This window comes from Microbulbifer hainanensis, from assembly GCF_014904735.1.
GTDB classification, from domain to species: Bacteria; Pseudomonadota; Gammaproteobacteria; order Pseudomonadales; family Cellvibrionaceae; genus Microbulbifer; species Microbulbifer hainanensis.
Window position 1 is genome coordinate 191,090 of record NZ_JACZCR010000027.1, and the last position, 17,642, is coordinate 208,731.

Annotated in this window: 18 protein-coding genes; 2 read left to right on the forward strand and 16 right to left on the reverse strand. The window is 59.9% G+C overall.

All coding sequences use genetic code 11. The features are described 5' to 3' along the window. Positions 1 to 75: 75 nt before the first annotated feature. From IG168_RS10605 to IG168_RS10670, 14 genes are all read right to left on the reverse strand, one after another. Entirely contained in the window at positions 76 to 705 is a 630-nt protein-coding gene (locus tag IG168_RS10605; RefSeq protein ID WP_193164413.1) for a dUTP diphosphatase, read from the reverse strand. Between the two features lie 28 nt (positions 706 to 733). After that, a complete protein-coding gene (locus IG168_RS10610) occupies positions 734 to 1,510 on the reverse strand; it encodes a TatD family hydrolase (protein ID WP_193164357.1) in 777 nt (258 codons plus the stop codon). A 16-nt stretch (positions 1,511 to 1,526) separates the two neighbouring features. Next, positions 1,527 to 1,880: a PilZ domain-containing protein gene (locus IG168_RS10615; RefSeq protein ID WP_193164358.1), complete on the reverse strand. Its 354-nt coding sequence runs from the start codon at positions 1,878 to 1,880 to the stop codon at positions 1,527 to 1,529. A gap of 400 nt (positions 1,881 to 2,280) precedes the next feature. Then, positions 2,281 to 3,300 (reverse strand): DNA polymerase III subunit delta', encoded by a 1,020-nt coding sequence (locus tag IG168_RS10620; protein WP_193164359.1) that lies wholly within the window; start codon positions 3,298 to 3,300, stop codon positions 2,281 to 2,283. A gap of 11 nt (positions 3,301 to 3,311) precedes the next feature. Beyond that, positions 3,312 to 3,980 (reverse strand): dTMP kinase, encoded by a 669-nt coding sequence (gene tmk, locus IG168_RS10625; protein WP_193164360.1) that lies wholly within the window; start codon positions 3,978 to 3,980, stop codon positions 3,312 to 3,314. Continuing rightward, on the reverse strand, positions 3,967 to 5,034 hold the full coding sequence (gene mltG / locus IG168_RS10630; RefSeq protein ID WP_193164361.1) for an endolytic transglycosylase MltG: 1,068 nt from the start codon (positions 5,032 to 5,034) through the stop codon (positions 3,967 to 3,969). The genes tmk and mltG overlap by 14 nt, the downstream gene beginning before the upstream one ends. Beyond that, entirely contained in the window at positions 5,031 to 5,801 is a 771-nt protein-coding gene (locus IG168_RS10635) for an aminotransferase class IV (RefSeq protein WP_193164362.1), read from the reverse strand. Before IG168_RS10635 ends, mltG begins: the two co-directional genes overlap by 4 nt. A 50-nt stretch (positions 5,802 to 5,851) precedes the next feature. Then, positions 5,852 to 7,093: a beta-ketoacyl-ACP synthase II gene (fabF, locus tag IG168_RS10640; protein ID WP_319024690.1), complete on the reverse strand. Its 1,242-nt coding sequence runs from the start codon at positions 7,091 to 7,093 to the stop codon at positions 5,852 to 5,854. Between the two features lie 194 nt (positions 7,094 to 7,287). Further along, positions 7,288 to 7,524 (reverse strand): acyl carrier protein, encoded by a 237-nt coding sequence (gene acpP / locus IG168_RS10645; RefSeq protein ID WP_067080870.1) that lies wholly within the window; start codon positions 7,522 to 7,524, stop codon positions 7,288 to 7,290. A gap of 225 nt (positions 7,525 to 7,749) precedes the next feature. Continuing rightward, positions 7,750 to 8,505: a 3-oxoacyl-ACP reductase FabG gene (fabG, locus tag IG168_RS10650; protein ID WP_193164364.1), complete on the reverse strand. Its 756-nt coding sequence runs from the start codon at positions 8,503 to 8,505 to the stop codon at positions 7,750 to 7,752. A 43-nt stretch (positions 8,506 to 8,548) separates the two neighbouring features. Further along, positions 8,549 to 9,493 (reverse strand): ACP S-malonyltransferase, encoded by a 945-nt coding sequence (gene fabD / locus IG168_RS10655; RefSeq protein ID WP_193164365.1) that lies wholly within the window; start codon positions 9,491 to 9,493, stop codon positions 8,549 to 8,551. A 56-nt stretch (positions 9,494 to 9,549) separates the two neighbouring features. Then, entirely contained in the window at positions 9,550 to 10,563 is a 1,014-nt protein-coding gene (plsX, locus tag IG168_RS10660; protein ID WP_193164366.1) for a phosphate acyltransferase PlsX, read from the reverse strand. A gap of 3 nt (positions 10,564 to 10,566) precedes the next feature. After that, complete coding sequence (gene rpmF, locus IG168_RS10665) at positions 10,567 to 10,758, reverse strand: 50S ribosomal protein L32 (protein WP_193164367.1); 192 nt, start codon at positions 10,756 to 10,758, stop codon at positions 10,567 to 10,569. Between the two features lie 72 nt (positions 10,759 to 10,830). Next, positions 10,831 to 11,361 carry a YceD family protein gene (locus IG168_RS10670; protein WP_193164368.1) on the reverse strand — a complete coding sequence of 177 codons (531 nt, stop codon included), beginning with the start codon at positions 11,359 to 11,361 and terminating at the stop codon, positions 10,831 to 10,833. 109 nt (positions 11,362 to 11,470) lie between these two features. Here IG168_RS10670 and IG168_RS10675 point away from each other — a divergent pair, with 109 nt between their 5' ends. Next, the gene (locus tag IG168_RS10675; protein ID WP_193164369.1) at positions 11,471 to 12,103 is read left to right on the forward strand and encodes a Maf family protein; all 633 of its coding nucleotides are present in this window, start codon (positions 11,471 to 11,473) and stop codon (positions 12,101 to 12,103) included. Here IG168_RS10675 and IG168_RS10680 read toward each other — a convergent pair. Both IG168_RS10680 and rluC read right to left on the reverse strand, forming a co-directional pair. Continuing rightward, positions 12,061 to 12,705, reverse strand: coding sequence for an HAD-IA family hydrolase (locus tag IG168_RS10680; RefSeq protein ID WP_193164370.1), 645 nt, complete (start codon positions 12,703 to 12,705; stop codon positions 12,061 to 12,063). The genes IG168_RS10675 and IG168_RS10680 overlap by 43 nt on opposite strands. A 15-nt stretch (positions 12,706 to 12,720) precedes the next feature. Continuing rightward, positions 12,721 to 13,638 (reverse strand): 23S rRNA pseudouridine(955/2504/2580) synthase RluC, encoded by a 918-nt coding sequence (rluC, locus tag IG168_RS10685; RefSeq protein ID WP_264300109.1) that lies wholly within the window; start codon positions 13,636 to 13,638, stop codon positions 12,721 to 12,723. 866 nt (positions 13,639 to 14,504) lie between these two features. Between rluC and rne the strand changes: the two genes are divergently transcribed. Next, on the forward strand, positions 14,505 to 17,549 hold the full coding sequence (gene rne / locus IG168_RS10690) for a ribonuclease E (RefSeq protein WP_193164372.1): 3,045 nt from the start codon (positions 14,505 to 14,507) through the stop codon (positions 17,547 to 17,549). Positions 17,550 to 17,642 lie beyond the last annotated feature (93 nt).

The window sequence follows — 17,642 nt, forward strand, 5'->3', positions numbered from 1 at the left end:
GATAGTTCTCCCTCGTTTGTAAGCGGCCCGCATTATAGAGATTTGCGGGCAAATTTCACCTCGGCGGGCGGCGGCCTATACCAAAGTCGCAGTTGACTCGGTATATCGACCGGCGAGAGCTCGGTAAAGCTGCTCGCTGTAATCGGTCGCGGCGGTATCCAGTCGGGCACAGATTTCGGCCAAATGCTCGTTGTCTTCCCTGCCCTGCCAGGTTTTCACATAGGTTCCGTCCTTGTAGCCGTGATCCTGCCGGAAACGGTTGAGGACGTTTTTTCCCACGTAACGCTGATAGAGCTCATCAAATGTCATTTCGACATCGGCCAGTAATTGAGCAAATCCAACCAGGTCGAACTGCTTGCTTGCCAGCGTGTTCAGCGTGAAGGCTTCCAGATTCGAACGGAAATCTCCGGGCGAGCGCTGCGCTGCCTCCAGCTCTTTCTGCATGTGCATGGCTACGGTTTCCGGCGAACCCTGTTGCAGCTCCAGGCTGAGCCCAAAGTGCCAGATATCCACCAGCTCCAGTTTGACCTGGTCCAGTTCCGGCTGCTGCTTTTTCCACCACTTCCAGCCGTAATGGTCGAGCAGCTCGGCGCTCTCTACCCAGATGGCGCGGTACCAGGGAAATTTCTGCGCACGCCAGTTCTCGTTGACCAGGGTGTTTATCTTGTCCTGCAGAGCCAGCATGGTCTGCAATTGTTGTTGCATCATGGGGTAATCAATCCAGTGTCCGGGCTCAGGCGGCCCGATCAAACAAACGGTAGAAATTTTCTGTGGTGATTTCGGCCAGTTGCTCGTAGGGCATTCCGCGCAAGTCGGCGATAAACTCCGCCACTTCGCGCACATAGGCCGGAATATTGGGTTTACCCCGATAGGGAACCGGAGCCAGATAAGGAGAATCGGTTTCTACGAGCAATCGATCCAGCGGCACTTTGCGAGCGACATCCCGCAGCTCTTCCGCATTCTTGAACGTCACAATACCGGAAAGCGAAATATAGTAATTCAGGTCGAGGGCCGCCCGGGCCATCTCCCAGCTTTCGGTAAAGCAGTGCAGTACACCTCCACGCTCGCGGTCGCCATGCTCACGAATTAATTCAATCGTGTCCTCACGGGCATCGCGGGTATGCACGATTACGGGCAGCCCTGCCCTGCCGGCCGCCTGCAGGTGGGCGATAAAACTCTGCTGCTGCACGGCCTGGGTTTCGGTGCTGTAGTAGTAATCGAGGCCGGTTTCACCGAGCGCAACTACATGCGGTTTGCGGGCCAGTTCCAGCAGTTTCTCCACATCGGCCAGCCCGGAATCGACGTCAAGCGGATGCACGCCGACTGAGCACACAACATCGTCATAGCGGTCGGCGAGCGCCACCACGTCATCGACGTTCTCGAGGCTGATGCCCACGCACAGAAACTTGCCGACACCGCGACTGCGGGCCAGATCGAGGACCGCGTCCAGGTCACCGTCGAATTTATCCAGTTTGAGGCGGTCGAGGTGGCAATGGCTATCTACGAGCATAAGAAAGGTAATACATCTACAGCGTGTGGGTTGGGCGGCTGGATTCCAGTGTGCCGGCCAGATAGGTTTCGATCTTGCTCTGGGCGATATTGTCCTTGTCGCCGAACTGCACCCCAATACCCGGGGTCCGGTTGCCCTGGGCTCCACTCGGGGTAATCCAGACAACTTTGCCCGCTACCGGAACCTTCTCCGCTTCGTCCATAAGATTTAACAGCAGGAAGACCTCATCCCCGAGGTTATAGGACTTGTCGGTGCTGATAAACAGACCACCATTTTTCAAAAACGGCATATAGGCCGCATACAGCACGGACTTATCCTGAATCTTCAGCGAAAGGATGCCGTTGCGGGCACCACCACCCATGGCTTTCATAGCCAGACCTCGTTGTTCTAATTTGACCGTAACTTATCTGAGCGTATCGTTTGTGTCCAGAACTCCCCGGCAATGCCTGTGCCCGAGCAGTTAACCGGTAACCATCCGCAGCGGCGGAGACTGATTGCCAGTTGAACAGGTACCGATGGCCGGTCGGAAAACTGTACAGCGAGCATGGCCGCGTAGAGAACCCATCGCTAGCAGCCCTCCCTGGATTTCAGCCCGGCCCGGCCAATCCAGCCGCTCCACGCATTCACGGCGCCTTCGGCCCTTGGCCGGTCGCGAAGTTGTACAGCGAGCATGGCCGCGTAGAGAGCCCATCGCTAGCAGCCCTCCCTGGATTTCAGCCCGGCCCGGCCAACCCTGGCCGGTCGCAAAACTGTACAGCGAGCAGTGCTCGCTATGCGTACAGTTTTGCCCAGCGGATCATCAACTCTTCCAGGAGCAGGCGTTTGTTCGGGTTGGCCCCGCCAGTCAGCGCCTGCCTGGCCTGCAGTAGATGATCATAAAAACTGAACAGTGGGCGTAACGCAGCTTCTTCATTCCCGGGTAAGCGCTGCAGCAACCCCATGATCTGTTGGTCGAACGTGAGGTCACAACTGCGGGCGCGCATCATCTGCGTGAGCCATTGCTGCCAGAATTGCAGTAACTGTGCCAGTTCAACGCCCTCGGGGGGAGACTCCCAGCGCCCCGCCAGTGTCACGGCACTGCCCGCGCCTTGCGAGAGCGCCGTAAGGTCCGCCATAAACTGTTCGCGGGTTTCACTCGACTCCGGTTCAGAGAGAGCCAGCGCCAGCAAAGGGGCGCCGCCGGCCAGCGACAGCGCCCGCCGCGCATCGGTGCCGTCGAGTCCGCTTTCCTGCAACCAACGCAAAGCCGCCTCCTCCAGTGGTGGTGGAAAGGCGACAGACTGGCACCGGCTGCGGATGGTCGGCAGCAGACCGGAGGGAGAATCGGTAACCAACAGGAAAATGACCGAGGAGGACGGCTCTTCGAGATTCTTCAATAGCGCGTTGGCGGCGTTAACATTCATCGCTTCCGCCGGCGCGAGCCAGACCACCCGGGCGCCTTCGCGGCCACTGGTGCGGCCGACAAAACTACCGAGCTGGCGTATTTGCTCGACTTTCAGTGGCCCGCCGGGCTTTTCCGGCTCCACCCGCAGAAAATCCGGGTGAGATCCCGCCTGCCAGAGCCGGCAGCCGCGGCAACTACCGCATGCGAGTCCGTCCCGCGGCTGGTCGCACAACGCCAGTGCGGCAAACGCTTCAGCGAAGCGGCGCTTGCCGAGTCCGGACTGACCGCTAATCAACAGGGCATGGGGACAGCGACCCGCGCGCCACTGCGCTCCCAGGCGCTGCCACTGCGTCTTCTGCCAGGGCAGCGGCGACGGGACGGGTGAATTCTCAGGAGCTTCCTTCAAGTGGCTGGACCTCAATTGTTGCTCTGCGGGATCCGGCCGCTACGTTCGCACAGCCGCTCCAGCTCTGACTGCAGCTGCAGTTGCACCTCATTCAGCGGCTGGCTCGCATCAATTACGGCATAGCGCGCCGGCGCCGCCTCAGCGCGCTCGCGGTAGGCAGCGCGCACCCGTTGGAAAAATGCCAGTTGTTCACTCTCGAAGCGGTCGGCCGCACCAGTGGCCGCAGCGCGCTGCAAGCCAATTTCCGGATCCAGATCCAGCAACAGCACCCGATCCGGGCGCAGGTCACCCTGCACTGTCTGTTCCAGCTGCGCGATCAGTGACCGGTCGAGCTGCCGCCCGCCACCCTGGTAGGCGTAAGTCGCATCGGTAAAACGGTCGCAGACCACCCACTCGCCGCGCGCCAGCGCCGGCTCGATGACCTGTGCGAGATGCTGTGCGCGGGCGGCAAACACCATCAGCAGTTCCGCGGTAGGATCCACCGCCTCCTCCCGATGGCTCAGCAGCATGTTGCGCAGTTCTTCGGCCAGCGGTGTGCCACCGGGCTCGCGGGTCTGGATAAACTGGATCTCGCGAGCGCGCAACCAATCGGTGACAAATCGCAGGTTGGTCGACTTGCCCACGCCCTCCCCGCCCTCGAGGGTAATAAATTTTCCGCGCTGCAAATCACTTGTCTCCATTGGCTGTCGGGCTAGAGCGGTAATCCGCGCGCCGCTTCAACTGGAATTCGCGCACTGCACGGTTGTGCTCGGGCAGCGTCGCGGAAAAATGGTGGGAGCCGTCGCCCTTGCCGACGAAATACAGGCTGTCTCCTTCTTCCGGGTGAAGAGCCGCGTGAATCGCCCCCCGACCCGGCAGCGCGATCGGTGTCGGCGGCAACCCTTTATTTACATAGGTGTTATAAGGGGTCGCCTGCCGGAGGTGGGCGCGGGTCAGGTTTCCATCGAATTCATCCCCCAGCCCATAGATCACCGTGGGGTCCGTCTGCAGTCGCATCCCCTTGTTCAGGCGACGGACAAATACGCCGGCGATGGCACCGCGTTCCGATGCTTGCCCCGTCTCCTTCTCCACCAGTGACGCCATAGTCAGGGCTTCGTACGGGGAACTGTAAGGAAGGTCTTCAGCGCGATTGCGCCACTCTTCATCCAGTACTTTCACCATGCGCTGGTGCGCCTGCTTCAGCAGGTCAATGTCACTGGTACCGGAGCGATAGATGTAGGTGTCCGGAAAGATCCATCCCTCGGGACTTTCGCCGTCGAAACCCAGTGCGCTGGCGGCAGTCTTCGGTTCGGCGCCAGCCTCTGACTGGACGATATTCCGCCCGGAACGCACATGTTCCAGAGCCTGACGAAACGTCCAACCCTCAACCAACGTGAGCCGATAACGGGTGACATCCCCTCGATTCAGGCGCGACACCAGGTCCATGGCATTACTGCCGTCGGGCAGCAGGTATTCGCCAGCGTGGATCCCGGTTTTCCCCTGCCAGTAGGCGTAGGCGAGTACCAGTCGGGGCCATTTGATCACCCCCTGCTGCTCCAGCTCCCGAAGGGCCCGCGACAGGTTGCTGCCTTCGGCAACCTCGAACCGCAACCCATCCTCGCTCACGGCCAGCGGCCGTACGAGGGCCTCCTGTGCCGTCCACAGGAACGCAGCCAGAGCTATCAGCAGTACACAAGCCAGGCCCAGCAGGTAGCGCCAGACAGGCTTCTTGGTTTTTGCTTGTTTCTTTTTCACCACAATTCTTCCGCTATCAGCTGCTGCAATCGCCGCGTTTCCGGGCCCGGCGCCCAGTGGCGGTGACCGAAGAGTTCTCGTACAGGCATCACGCCGCGTACGCTATTACACAGAGCCACTTCGTCTGCTGTGCAGAGCGTGGCCAAATCGATATCGGCTTCGTGCAGGTGCACTTTCGCAGAGAGCCAGTCGCGCATCACACCGCGCACACCGCAGCGGCGCAGATCTGGCGTCCACCAGTGGCCACCGATCCAGAGCAGGAGGTTACAGCGCAGACTCTCGATCACCCGCCCCTGGGTGTCTCGGAGCAAGCCGTCGAAGCCCTCCGCCGTCGGCAATTCCTCTTTGGCGCGATTATATCCCGTGCGCTGCAGTAATTTGCAGCCCGGGTTGGCAGTTTCGCCGACGGACAATCGCGTTGAGCAGGGAAACAGCCGCGCGCCGCCGAGCAGTTCCGGGGTCGGGTCGAGGGGGGAAAGGGTGAAGTCCCAGTGCTGGCGGCCGTCCCGCTCGCCTACCCGCAATCGCAACTTGGCGTCGCGCCAGGGGCTACTCGCCACAAGTGACCGGACAGTAACCTCGATAGAATCGAGCGTCTGACGGTTTAGTTGACCGCTTCGCTGCAATCGTTCGCGGTGGAGCGACCAAAGGGGCAGCTGGCCGTGATGGCCGCGCATGGTTTCGAGCAGACCGCCGGCAAAGGCACTGTCTGCTGGCAGGGAATCTGCGGTGCCGCTTTCGGTGAAATATTGCGCAAGGCTAGACATGGCTTCTCCGGAATCAATATGCGCCCGCCTCTACCGGCGGACGCACCGGATCAGGCCCGCCTGAAGATCAGGGATCCGTTGGTACCGCCAAAACCGAAGGAGTTTGAGAGCACGGCATCAATCGACATTGCCTGGGCTTCCATCGGTACCAGGTTGACGCCCTTGCAGGCCTCATCCGGGTTGTCCAGGTTGATGGTGGGCGGCGCGACCTGATCACGCAGCGCGAGTACCGAAAAGATGGCTTCGATTGCGCCGGCGGCACCGAGAAGGTGGCCCGTCATGGATTTGGTGGAACTGACGGCAATCTTATCGGCGGCGCTGCCGAATACTGAATGCACAGCGGCGATTTCCGCCTTGTCACCTAGCGGCGTCGAAGTACCGTGGGCATTGATATATTGCACGTCGCCAGCATTGAGTTCGGCATCGCGAAGCGCGTTCTGCATAGACAGCGCCGCCCCGGCGCCATTTTCCGGCGGCGAAGTCATATGGAAGGCATCGCCACTCATACCGAACCCAGTCAGCTCGGCGTAGATCTTGGCACCGCGTGCGACCGCCCGCTCGTACTCCTCGAGTACCAGCACGCCGGCGCCCTCACCCAGCACGAAGCCGTCGCGATCGCGATCCCAGGGGCGGCTTGCCGCTTGCGGATCGTCGTTCCGGGTCGACAGCGCACGGGCTGCACAGAAGCCGCCCAATCCGACCGGGGTAGTGACCATCTCGGCGCCGCCGCAGACCATCACGTCGGCATCGCCGTATTGAATCGTACGCAGACCGAGACCAATGGCGTGTGTACCGGTCGTACAGGCGGTTGTGGTCGAAAGGTTCGGACCTTTCATGCCGTATTTAATCGACAGGTTGCCGGCGACCATATTGATGATCGCACCGGGCACAAAAAAGGGAGACACGCGACGCGGACCCTTTTCGGCAATCAGCATGGCGTTGTTTTCAATCGCCGCAATCCCGCCCATACCGGAACCGATACAAGCACCTACACGGGGCGCATCGGTTTCGCTAACTTCCAGGCCACTGTCTTCGACGGCCTGAATGCCCGCCACCATGCCGTACTGCAGAAACACGTCCATTTTGCGTGCTTCTTTTTCCGGCATATAGGGTGTCGGATCAAAATTCTTTACTGTGGCGGCAAAGCGAGTGGAAAAAGCCGAAACGTCAAAAGACTCGATTGGCGCAGCACCGCTTTTACCGGCGAGAACGCCGGACCAGTTTTCGTCCAGGGTATTGCCCAGCGGGCCAACCATACCCACTCCGGTTACGACTACTCTTCTACGCGACACTCGTGTTCCCCCGAAAATCATTCATCCACCGCTGCGTTTTCCGCCAACTGTTTGTCGACGAAGCACAATTTTGCGGTCACATTTCTCCAGTGCGAATAAAAGGAGAGCCGTACTATGCAACATAGAACGGCTCTCGCAATACACTCAGCCTCGGGTGCAGAAGGCTACCCGACGCTTAAACTACCCAGCGGAGATTAACCAAGGTTTTCCTTGATGTAATCAATGGCCAGCTGAACAGTTGTAATTTTTTCGGCTTCTTCATCGGGAATTTCGGTTTCGAATTCCTCTTCGAGAGCCATGACCAACTCAACTGTGTCAAGGGAGTCAGCGCCCAGATCTTCAACAAATGAGGCTTCAGGCTTTACGTCTTCTTCCTTCACGCCCAGTTGTTCAGCAACGATCTTTTTAACGCGCTCTTCAATGCTGCTCATGATTCAATTTAACTCCTAGTGGATAAAAATCTGTTGTAGTCGTTATTGTTATTCCGCCTCTGTGATACGCGCAAATAACGACCGGCTCACACAGCTTCTGGTTAATGCGAGGCGGCATTGTACCCCAACTTTTTCGGGATGTAATGCGCAGCCTTTCACGACCATCAGCTAGATTACAAAAACTTTAACAATCAGTAGGTTACGACGATTTTCTCACAAAAATCATCAAGACATATACATGCCACCATTCACATGAATGGTCTCGCCAGTGACATAACCACCGGCATCACTGGCCAAAAATGCGACAACGGAAGCGATCTCTTCCGGCTGTCCCAGTCGACCCAGTGGAATCTTGCTCAACAGTGCTTCGCGCTGAGCTTCCGGCAGCACCTTGGTCATATCGGTATCGATAAAACCTGGTGCCACCGTATTAACGGTGATACCGCGGGAACCCACTTCTGCCGCTAGCGAACGACCAAATCCAGCAACACCGGCCTTGGTTGCCGCGTAATTGCTCTGGCCCGCGTTACCCATGCTGCCGACCACGGAACTGATATTGACAATGCGCCCCCAGCGGGCCTTTGTCATGTCTCTCAGGCAGGCTTTGGTCATACGGTAAACCGCAGACAGGTTGGTGTCGATGACCGAATCCCACTCATCGTCCTTCATGCGCATCAGCAGGTTGTCCTTGGTGATGCCGGCATTGTTGATCAGGATGGTGGGCGCGCCAAATTCGCTTTTTACTGACTCGAGCAGCCCGGCGAGGCTCTCGGCGCTGGTCACATCCAGCACCTTGCCGGCACCGGTAACGCCCTTCTCGGCAAAGCGCGCACTGATCTTTTCCGCACCGGCATCACTGGTAGCAGTGCCGATCACAGTGGCGCCCAGCGCACCCAGCGTATCGGCAATAGCGGCGCCGATTCCGCGGCTGGCACCGGTCACCAGCGCCACTTTACCCTGCAGGTTGTTTGTTAGTGTCATTGTTACTCCTGGTAGTTCCCCCGACCTCAGGTCCGGGCGAGAATCATTCTGCCGTCGCCACCAGCGCCTCGTTGAGCTGCGCCGGTGATTCGATATTGTGGCTGCTCAGCCCGCGATCGATTCGCTTGGCCAGTCCGGACAGCACTTTGCCCGGACCGCACTCCACCAGCTCGGCAATACCGCTTGCGGCCATCGCCTGAACGCAGGCAGTCCAGCGCACCGGGCTGTAAATCTGCTCGACCATCAGCTGCTTGATCGCTTCCGGGTCGGCTTCCGGCTTGGCGTGAACATTGTGAATAACAGCTATTTCCGGCACGTGAAAGGTTGTGGCTTCGATCTGCGGTGCCAGCTTTTCCGCCGCGGGGCGCATCAGCTCGGTATGGAACGGCGCACTGACTGGAAGCGGCATGGCGCGCTTCGCACCCGCAGCCTTACAGGCTTCAATGGCGCGCTCGACCGCCGCCTTGCTACCGGCGATGACTACCTGGCCCGGAGAGTTGTAATTGACCGCCGCCACAACTTCGCCCTGGGCGGAGTCGGCGCAGGCCTTTTCCACTGCCGCATCATCAAGACCGATAACCGCGGCCATGGCGCCCTCACCCGCCGGTACGGCTTCCTGCATCAGGCGACCACGCTCGCGAACCAGGCGTACGCCGTCGGCAAAACCGAGGCTGCCAGAGCAGACCAGTGCGGACCACTCTCCCAGGCTGTGGCCGGCCATCAGAGCCGGATGCACACCGCCGCGCGCGCACCAAACGCGATACAGCGCCACGCTGGCAGTCAGCAGCAGGGGCTGGGTCCGCTCGGTAAGATTGATATCTGCCTGCTCACCTTTCTGGCACAGATCCCAGAGATCGTAGCCGAGCACGTCGGAAGCCTCGGCAAAGGTGGCATGTACTTCGGGGAATTCAGCCGCGGCGTCCGCCAGCATTCCAATCTGCTGGGAGCCTTGGCCGGGGAAGACGAATGCGAGCCTTGCATTGGTCATGGAACATCCTTAAACCTGGTTGTCGTAAGCGGGGGTTGCCGTCAGACCGCCTGCACTCAGGACCGGCTTTTGGCTTGCGCCAGCCGGCTGGCCAGATCGGCCTCGGCACACTCTTTGGCGGTGATCATGGCCCGGTAGAATGCCTCACTGCTGGCACCGCCGTGACTCTTGATCACATTGCCTCTGACCCCTAAAAAACTGGCGCCATTATAGCGAGCGGGTTCCACCTGTGTACGCCATTTTCGCAACAGCTTTATGGCTAACTGGCCAAAAAAACGCTTGAACGAGCCCTTTTTCTCAATCGTGAACGCCTTTTGACCCATTAGTCTAATGACGCCCTCGGCGGACTTCATTGCCACGTTGCCCATAAGCCCATCACAGACAACGACATCCACGACACCGGTAAAGATGTCGTGCCCCTCTACAAAACCAGCGTAGTTGATATTGGGGTCGGCCTCGAACAGTTCGGCCGCTCGACGTATCTCTTCAGTGCCCTTGTGCGGCTCGGCACCGATATTGAGCAGCGCCACCTTGAGGTCGCGATTGCCGGTGTGGACGCGCTGCGCCTCTACACCCATATGCGCGAACTGCAGGAGATCTTCGGCACTGCAGTCGATATTAGCACCCAGATCGAGCAGGAAGCAGGAACCGGACTCCGTCGGCAGGGACTTGCCCAGTGCCGGTCGCCGAACCCCCTCTATATTACCGAGCAGGTTCCGACTCAGCGCCAGCAGAGCACCGGTATTGCCGGAAGTGACCATCGCCTGAGACTCCCCCCTGGCCACAGCCTGCAGGGCTTGCGCCATGGACGAGTCGCGCTTGTGGCGAACAGCCTGAATGGGGTTGCAGGCCTGGGTCACGACCTGCTCACAGGAAATGACTTCCAGACGGGCGGCCAGTTCGGGATGCCCTTCAGCATCAATAAGGGGTTGGAGTTGGGAGTGCGGACCGAAAAGCTTCAGTTCCGACTGGGGGAATTTCTGGAGGAATCTGATACAGGCCGGAACGACAGAGCGGGGACCTAAGTCCCCGCCCATCGCATCCACGGCCAATCGCAATTGGCTGGACAAAGTTTACTCTTCTTCAGAGCCGCCGACTTCGATCACCTTGCGACCGCGGTAGAAACCGTCTTCGGTCACGTGGTGACGACGGTGCTTTTCACCGGTAGTCGGATCTACGGACAGAGCCGCGCCAGCGCCCAGGGCGTCGTGAGAACGACGCATGCCGCGACGGGAACGGGTCTTTTTGCTTTTTTGAACAGCCATGGCTTGCTCCTAAATCAACAAATTACACTGGAACCGGGGCGCCTACCGGCGAGCCCAAACTCATCGACAGGTCTAGGACTTGTTCGATGAACCCTTCAACTGTTCCAGCACTTTAAAGGGGTTTTCTCGCTGCTCACCGGCCTCTTCGTCACCGCCCTCAGAGTGGAAGCGGTCGCGGGCGACACACTCCTGCTCGTGGTAGGCCACCATTGGCAGATTGAGCAAAATCTCATCTTCCAGCGCCTCATACAGGTTGAGGTCATCCCCGTCCTGTATGATCGGGTCCAGATCCTTGGGCAAAGCATTACCCTGTTCCTCGGACCAGACCACTCCCCAGTGAAACTCCGCCTCGACCTCATCGGGCATTTCCTGCAAGCACCGCTGGCACAGCAGCTGCACTGAACAATGCAGCTTGCCATTGACCACGCGATGCCCCTGCAGATCCCGCCCGAAATCGAGCTCGGCGCGCACCTCCCCTTCGATCGATTCCACAGCAGCGGCCAACCGTTCAAGCTGATCCGACGGAATCGTACCGATCAGCTGCTGTTCGCGCTGCACCAGCTTGCGTGCATCGATGCGCTTGGGAAGTGGGGGTATCGACATAAGCGCGCAATTCTATGGACAAGCCCTACCCTTGTCAAAACAATTCAACCGCCGCAAGATCGGCGCCGCAGGTCGAATTTAGACAACCTTTTTCAGCGGAACCTCAGATATGGCTCGCCCTTTGATTCTAGCCTCCAGCTCACCCTACCGGAGAGACCTCCTCGAGCAGCTGCAGATCCCCTTCGAGTGCGCTTCCCCCCATATAAATGAAGAAGCATTCCTGGGCGAACAACCCAGCGCCCTGGCCGGACGACTCGCCAGGGAAAAGGCGCAAGCACTGGCCGGGACTTTTCCGGATGCACTGATCATTGGATCCGACCAGGTGGCCGAGTGCGACGGCCAGGCGCTCGGCAAACCGGGCAACCACACTCGCGCAGCAACCCAACTACAAGCGTGCTCCGGCCGACAGGTAAATTTCTATACGGGACTCAGCGTCCTCGATTCTGCGTCCGGCAAACAGCGCACCGAAATCGAACGATTCACCGTGCACTTCCGCCAACTGAGTGAAGCGCAGATCAATTACTACCTTGAGCAGGAAAAGCCGTTTGATTGTGCCGGTTCGTTTAAAGTAGAGGGTCTTGGTATAGCACTGTTCGAAAAAATGGAAGGGAATGACTTCAATTCCCTCATCGGACTCCCATTAATTCGATTGGTAGACTTGCTGCGCGCTTTTGGGCTCGACCCACTAACCACCACACCTCAAGCTACGAGCGGCGGCCAGCGCAACAATTCTGAGAAGTGATCAATGATTGCATGTGGATTGAGCGCCGCAAGACGCTCGGGATGGTGCGCGCCGTAGCTGACACCGATTGATGCCATGCCCGCCGCGGCGGCCATCTCCAGGTCGTAGACCGTATCTCCGACCATCACTGCTTTCTCGAGCCCGCACCCGGTCTCCTCCAGCAACTGATGCAACATCAGCGGATGCGGCTTGGAAGCGGTCTCATCAGCGCAGCGGCTGGCCACGAAAAGATCAGCCATACCGTGCTCTTCAAACTCGCGGTTGAGGCCCTGGCGACTTTTGCCGGTCGCCACCGCAAGCTGATGACCACCTCCCAACAGCTGGTCAAGCGTCGCCAGGACGCCATCGAACAACGGCAGCGGCTCGGCTCGCGCCGCCAGCCACTCCTCGGAATACAGATCCCGCAGCTGCTGGCGCTGGTCACTGGCAGTCTCAGGAAACAGGGACGCGATCGCCTCCGGCAGGCCGAGACCAATAATATTGCCGACCACCTCGGGCGCGAGCACCGGCAGCCCTACCCGCTCCGCAGCGCGCAACATACAGGACACAATGCGGTCCTCGGAGTTACACACAGTGCCGTCCCAGTCGAGGATTACCAACATAGCCACATCTCTCTGTTACTGATCGCGCAGCGACTGCAAAACGGATTCCAGTTCCGCCGAGAGCGGCGCCTTTACTTCAACCTTTTCACCATCGGGCAGCGTACAGCGCACCAGCTGCGAGTGCAGGAACAGGCGCTTGAGGCCAAATTCACGAAACTCCCGATTAACCGCGTCATCAGTGTACTTGGCATCTCCCGCGAGCGGACAGCCGACAAATTGGGCATGGACCCGAATCTGGTGCGTGCGGCCCGTGACCGGTTCGGCCGCGACCAGGGTCGCCCCCTTGAACCGCTCGAGTACCTGAAAGCGGGTCTCCGAGGGTTTCCCCTCCGGATTGACCGATACCATCCGCTCACCGCTCTTCAATGTGTTCTTTTTCAGCGGAGCCTCCACCACCCGGCGACCCCGCGGCCACTTGCCCGCAGCAAGGGCAAGGTAGGACTTACCGATCCGGCCGGCACGGAGCTCGGCCTGGATGTGCTGCAGCACTTTCCGCTTGCGCGCCACCATAATGGCGCCACTGGTATCCCGGTCGAGCCGGTGCACCAACTCAATAAATGGGCTTTCCGGATACATTTGGCGCAACGTCTCAATCAGTCCGAGCCGCACACCGCTGCCGCCGTGTACCGCGAGGCCGGCCGGCTTGTTAATGACCAGCAGCCCCTTGTCATCATAAAGTATGGATTCTTCTACCAGTTGGCGCAGCTGATCACCGGCAACCGCGGCCGGAGCCTGTTCTGCAGCGCGAATGGGCGGCACCCGCACCACGTCGCCCGCCTGCAACTTGTATTCCGCTTTCACCCTACCTTTATTGACGCGCACTTCACCCTTGCGGAGGATGCGATAGATACGCGAGCGCGGCACCCCCTTAAGGCGCGACTGCAGGAAGTTGTCGATACGCTGACCGGCCAGTTCGTCCGGAACCGTGAGCAACTGGACACCACCAGCAGGGCTCCAACGGTCAGTGGGGGCGGCGTCTGACGCCGATTCGGGGGGGGATGTACTTCGCATGGGGCGCATAATAGCGCCCGGGCCTTTGTAATTGAAGCGCCCTGTCCGGCATGCTATATTCGGCCGGCCTGAGTTGGGCTGGTTTTCGGCCGTGAGCGACTTCCCTGAGGGGAGTGACAGCCTCGGTTTCAGAGAAAATACCGCCAACCGGCCAGTGCGCGCCTCTGTAATTAGATGGGCCGCGTCATTGAAAAAACTTCGCCGACAAGGTCTGCCCCGACAGAGAATCCCGGGGCGCCTCGCCGGCTACAACTGTCCCGCCCTAATGCGGGTATTTATCGCGAAGGTAAGACGGGCTGAAGCCCGCAGCGCTTGAAAGGAAGACTCATACACTTACGTCCCGCTCTGTAGAGAACGCCAGCGACCGAACTGGCATACCGGATGGCTAAGTTTCAGCAACCCGGCAGAAAAACATAGAGACCCCAGGGGGGATCGGCCACAAGCCGATCACAACAGAGCCGAACGAAAGACGTAAACCTCGCTACCCGCCGACTCGATGTATGGCGGATGGCGCCTGGCCCGAACGTGGTATCCGCGAAGCCGGAGCCGGGTAGTACTACCAAATGGTGCTAATGGTACCAACGGATACTGTGCCCATTGCACGTATCCGGAGTTAAAGCAGTGTGACAACCGGGTAGAAACCCGCTCCGAAGGGCCGAAAGACGGCTTCCGGGAGCACTTCCCCGCCCGTCCCTGCCTGCCCCGCGGCCATTTCCGCGCGGCACCAGACAACAAGCCTGCGTACTTCAGTGTCTCTCCCTAGCGCAACGCAAGGATATAAGACACGCATGAAGAGAATGCTGATCAACGCAACTCAACCGGAAGAGTTGCGCGTAGCCCTGGTCGACGGCCAGTGGCTGTACGACCTGGACATCGAAAACCGCACCCGCCAGCAGAAAAAGGCGAACATCTACAAGGGTAAAATTACCCGCGTTGAGCCCTCCCTCGAAGCCGCATTTGTCGATTACGGTGAAGAACGCCACGGCTTCCTGCCCCTGAAAGAAATCTCCCGCGAGTACTTCATCAAGCAGCCCAAAGATATCGATGGTCGCATCAAGATCAAAGATGTGGTCAAAGAGGGCATGGAAGTCATCGTCCAGGTGGACAAGGAAGAGCGTGGCAACAAAGGCGCGGCGCTGACCACCTTCATCAGCCTCGCCGGACGCTACCTGGTGCTGATGCCGAACAACCCGCGCGCTGGCGGCATCTCCCGTCGCATCGAAGGCGACGAGCGCTCCGATCTGCGCGATGCCCTCTCCAACGTGGAAGTACCTTCCGGCATGGGCATCATCGTGCGCACCGCCGGCGTTGGCCGCAGCGGCGAAGAACTGCAGTGGGATCTCAATTACCTGCTGCAACTCTGGGATGCCATCAAGACCGAGGCAGACACCTCCAAGGCCCCGCACTTCCTGTTCCAGGAGAGTAACGTCATCATCCGCGCCATTCGCGACTATATGCGCGACGATATCGGCGAGGTGATCGTCGACGACAAGGGCGCCTACCAGCTGGCCGCGGAGTTTGCCCGCCAGGTCATGCCCCACTACGCCAACAAGGTGAAGTACTACGAAGACGCCATCCCGCTCTTCAACCGTTACCAGATTGAAAGCCAGATCGAGACCGCGTTTGAGCGCGAAGTGAAACTGCCTTCCGGCGGCTCTATCGTCATCGACGTGACCGAAGCCCTGATTTCGATCGACATCAACTCCTCCCGTGCCACCAAAGGTGGTGACATTGAGGAGACTGCGCGCAATATCAACCTCGAAGCCGCCGACGAGATCGCCCGGCAGCTGCGCCTGCGCGACATGGGCGGCCTGGTCGTGATCGACTTCATCGATATGCAGAACAAGGGCAACCAGCGCGAAGTTGAAAAGCGCATGGAGAAAGCCCTCGGCATGGACCGCGCGCGTGTACAGATCGGTCGCATTTCCCGCTTCGGCCTGCTGGAGATGTCCCGCCAGCGCCTGCGTCCGTCTCTCGGCGAAACCACCTTCCGCGTCTGCCCCCGCTGTAGCGGCCAGGGCACTATTCGCGGCACCAAATCCCTGGCGCTGTCCATCCTGCGCCTGGTGGAAGAGGAAGCGAAGAAGGAACGCAGTGCAGAGATCCGCGCGATCACACCGGTGAACGTCGCGACCTACCTGCTCAACGAAAAGCGCAAAGCCATCTCCAACATCGAGTCCCGCAACAACACCCGTGTGGTTGTGGTTCCGAACGCCGACCTGGAAACACCGCACTTCGAAGTACTGCGCCTGCGCGACGATGATTCCGCCACCCTGGAAACCTCTTACAAGATTTCCGGCACTATCGAGGACACCAGCGCCACTGAAGAGGAGCCGACACGTCCGCCGGCCCAGCCTGCGGTACAGCAAATCGCCCACACCGCACCGGCGCCGACCCCGGTCGAAAAGCCGCAGCCTGGTCTCTTCAGTCGCCTGATCAGCGCCATCGCCTCCCTGTTCGAGAGCGATGAAGACGCAACCAAGAAGCACAAGAAGTCCAAGGGCCGCGGCAAGAACTACCAGAAGCAGCGTTCCCGCGGCCAGCAGCGTGGAAATCGCGGTGGCCGTGGTGGCAACCGTCCCGCGCGCCGTAAAGACGAGCGTCGCGATGAGGAGAAGCGCGAAACCAAACGGGAGGAACGCAAGGACCAGCGCGAAGCCAAACGCGACACCAGGCGTGAGGAAAAGCGCGAAGACAAGCGTGAAGAAGTACAGGCCAGTGGCGAAGGTACACGTGGCGAAGGCCAGCAACGCCGTCGCCGCCGCCGCCGTGGTGGCGAGGGTCGCCGCCGTCGCGAAGAGGGCCAGCAGGCCACTACCAGCGAAACGGAAGTACAAGCGGAAGCCGTAGAACAGCAAGTTGAAGAGACCGAGCAGCAGGACCAGCAACGTCCCGCACGCCGGCCGAGCAATGTTCGCGGTCGCCCGCAGCCCCGTCGCCGCGGCCGCCGCGGTGACAACGCAGCTGCAGCCGCCGTTGCCCAGAACCAGGAAGAGCTGGAACGCGAAGTCAATGAGGCCATCGACGAGGCGGAAAGCGAAGCAAAAGCCGCTAAGCGCCGCAAGCCGACCGAACCTCGTGAAGCCGCAGTAAAGGCAACCGAGGGTACAGGTAGCGCGGGCGAGCCCAGCGCCGAAGAGAAGCGCAAGGAAACGCCGGCCCCTGAAGCTCCGGAAGCCAAGGCCGAGACTCCGAAACCGGCAGTCAAAGCTGAAACCGAGGCCCCGGCCGAAGTAGAAGCCGTGGAGAAGCAGGCACCGACTCCGACCGAAGAAGCGCCCATCGAGGCCTCTACGGTCGCCGTCACCGAAGCCCAAGCCGCTGCTGCTGAGGAAGCGGTCGAAGTTCCGGCAGAAAAAGCCGAGGCGCCGGCAGAAGCGGTCGCTGAAAAGCCGTCCGTGCAAGCCGAACAGGCCAAGGCGGAAGAAGCCCCTGTACCGGAGGCTCCTGCTACCGAAGCCGAAGCTGAAGCAGAAGTGGAAGTGACTGCTGAAGCACCAGCCGAAGAAGCGCCCGCGGAAAAGCCGGCAGAAGCTGCAGCTGAAGTAACACCCACTGCTGCCCAGGTCACCACTGAGAAGCCGGCAGCCGCCGCGACTCCGCGTGGCCGTGCTAGCAATGATCCGCGCGAAAACCCGCAGCCGCTGCGCGACCTGGAAATTGTCACTGAGCGCCGGGATATCGGTCTGCTGCATCCGCTGGACACTGCCCAGCCTGCAGCGATCGAGCACAACCCGCGTCCCCTGCCCCGTCCGGCCAACGACCCCCGCGTCGCCCGCCAGGCTCCGCAGGCGAACGACAGCGTCAGCGACGGTTCTGCAGAGGCCGGCTGAAAGCGCTCGTGATTGGGCGGAAATCGAACGGCGCCGGTAACGGCGCTGTTCAATTAATCGCCTAACTCATTGAACTGCTTAAAAAAATTGTCC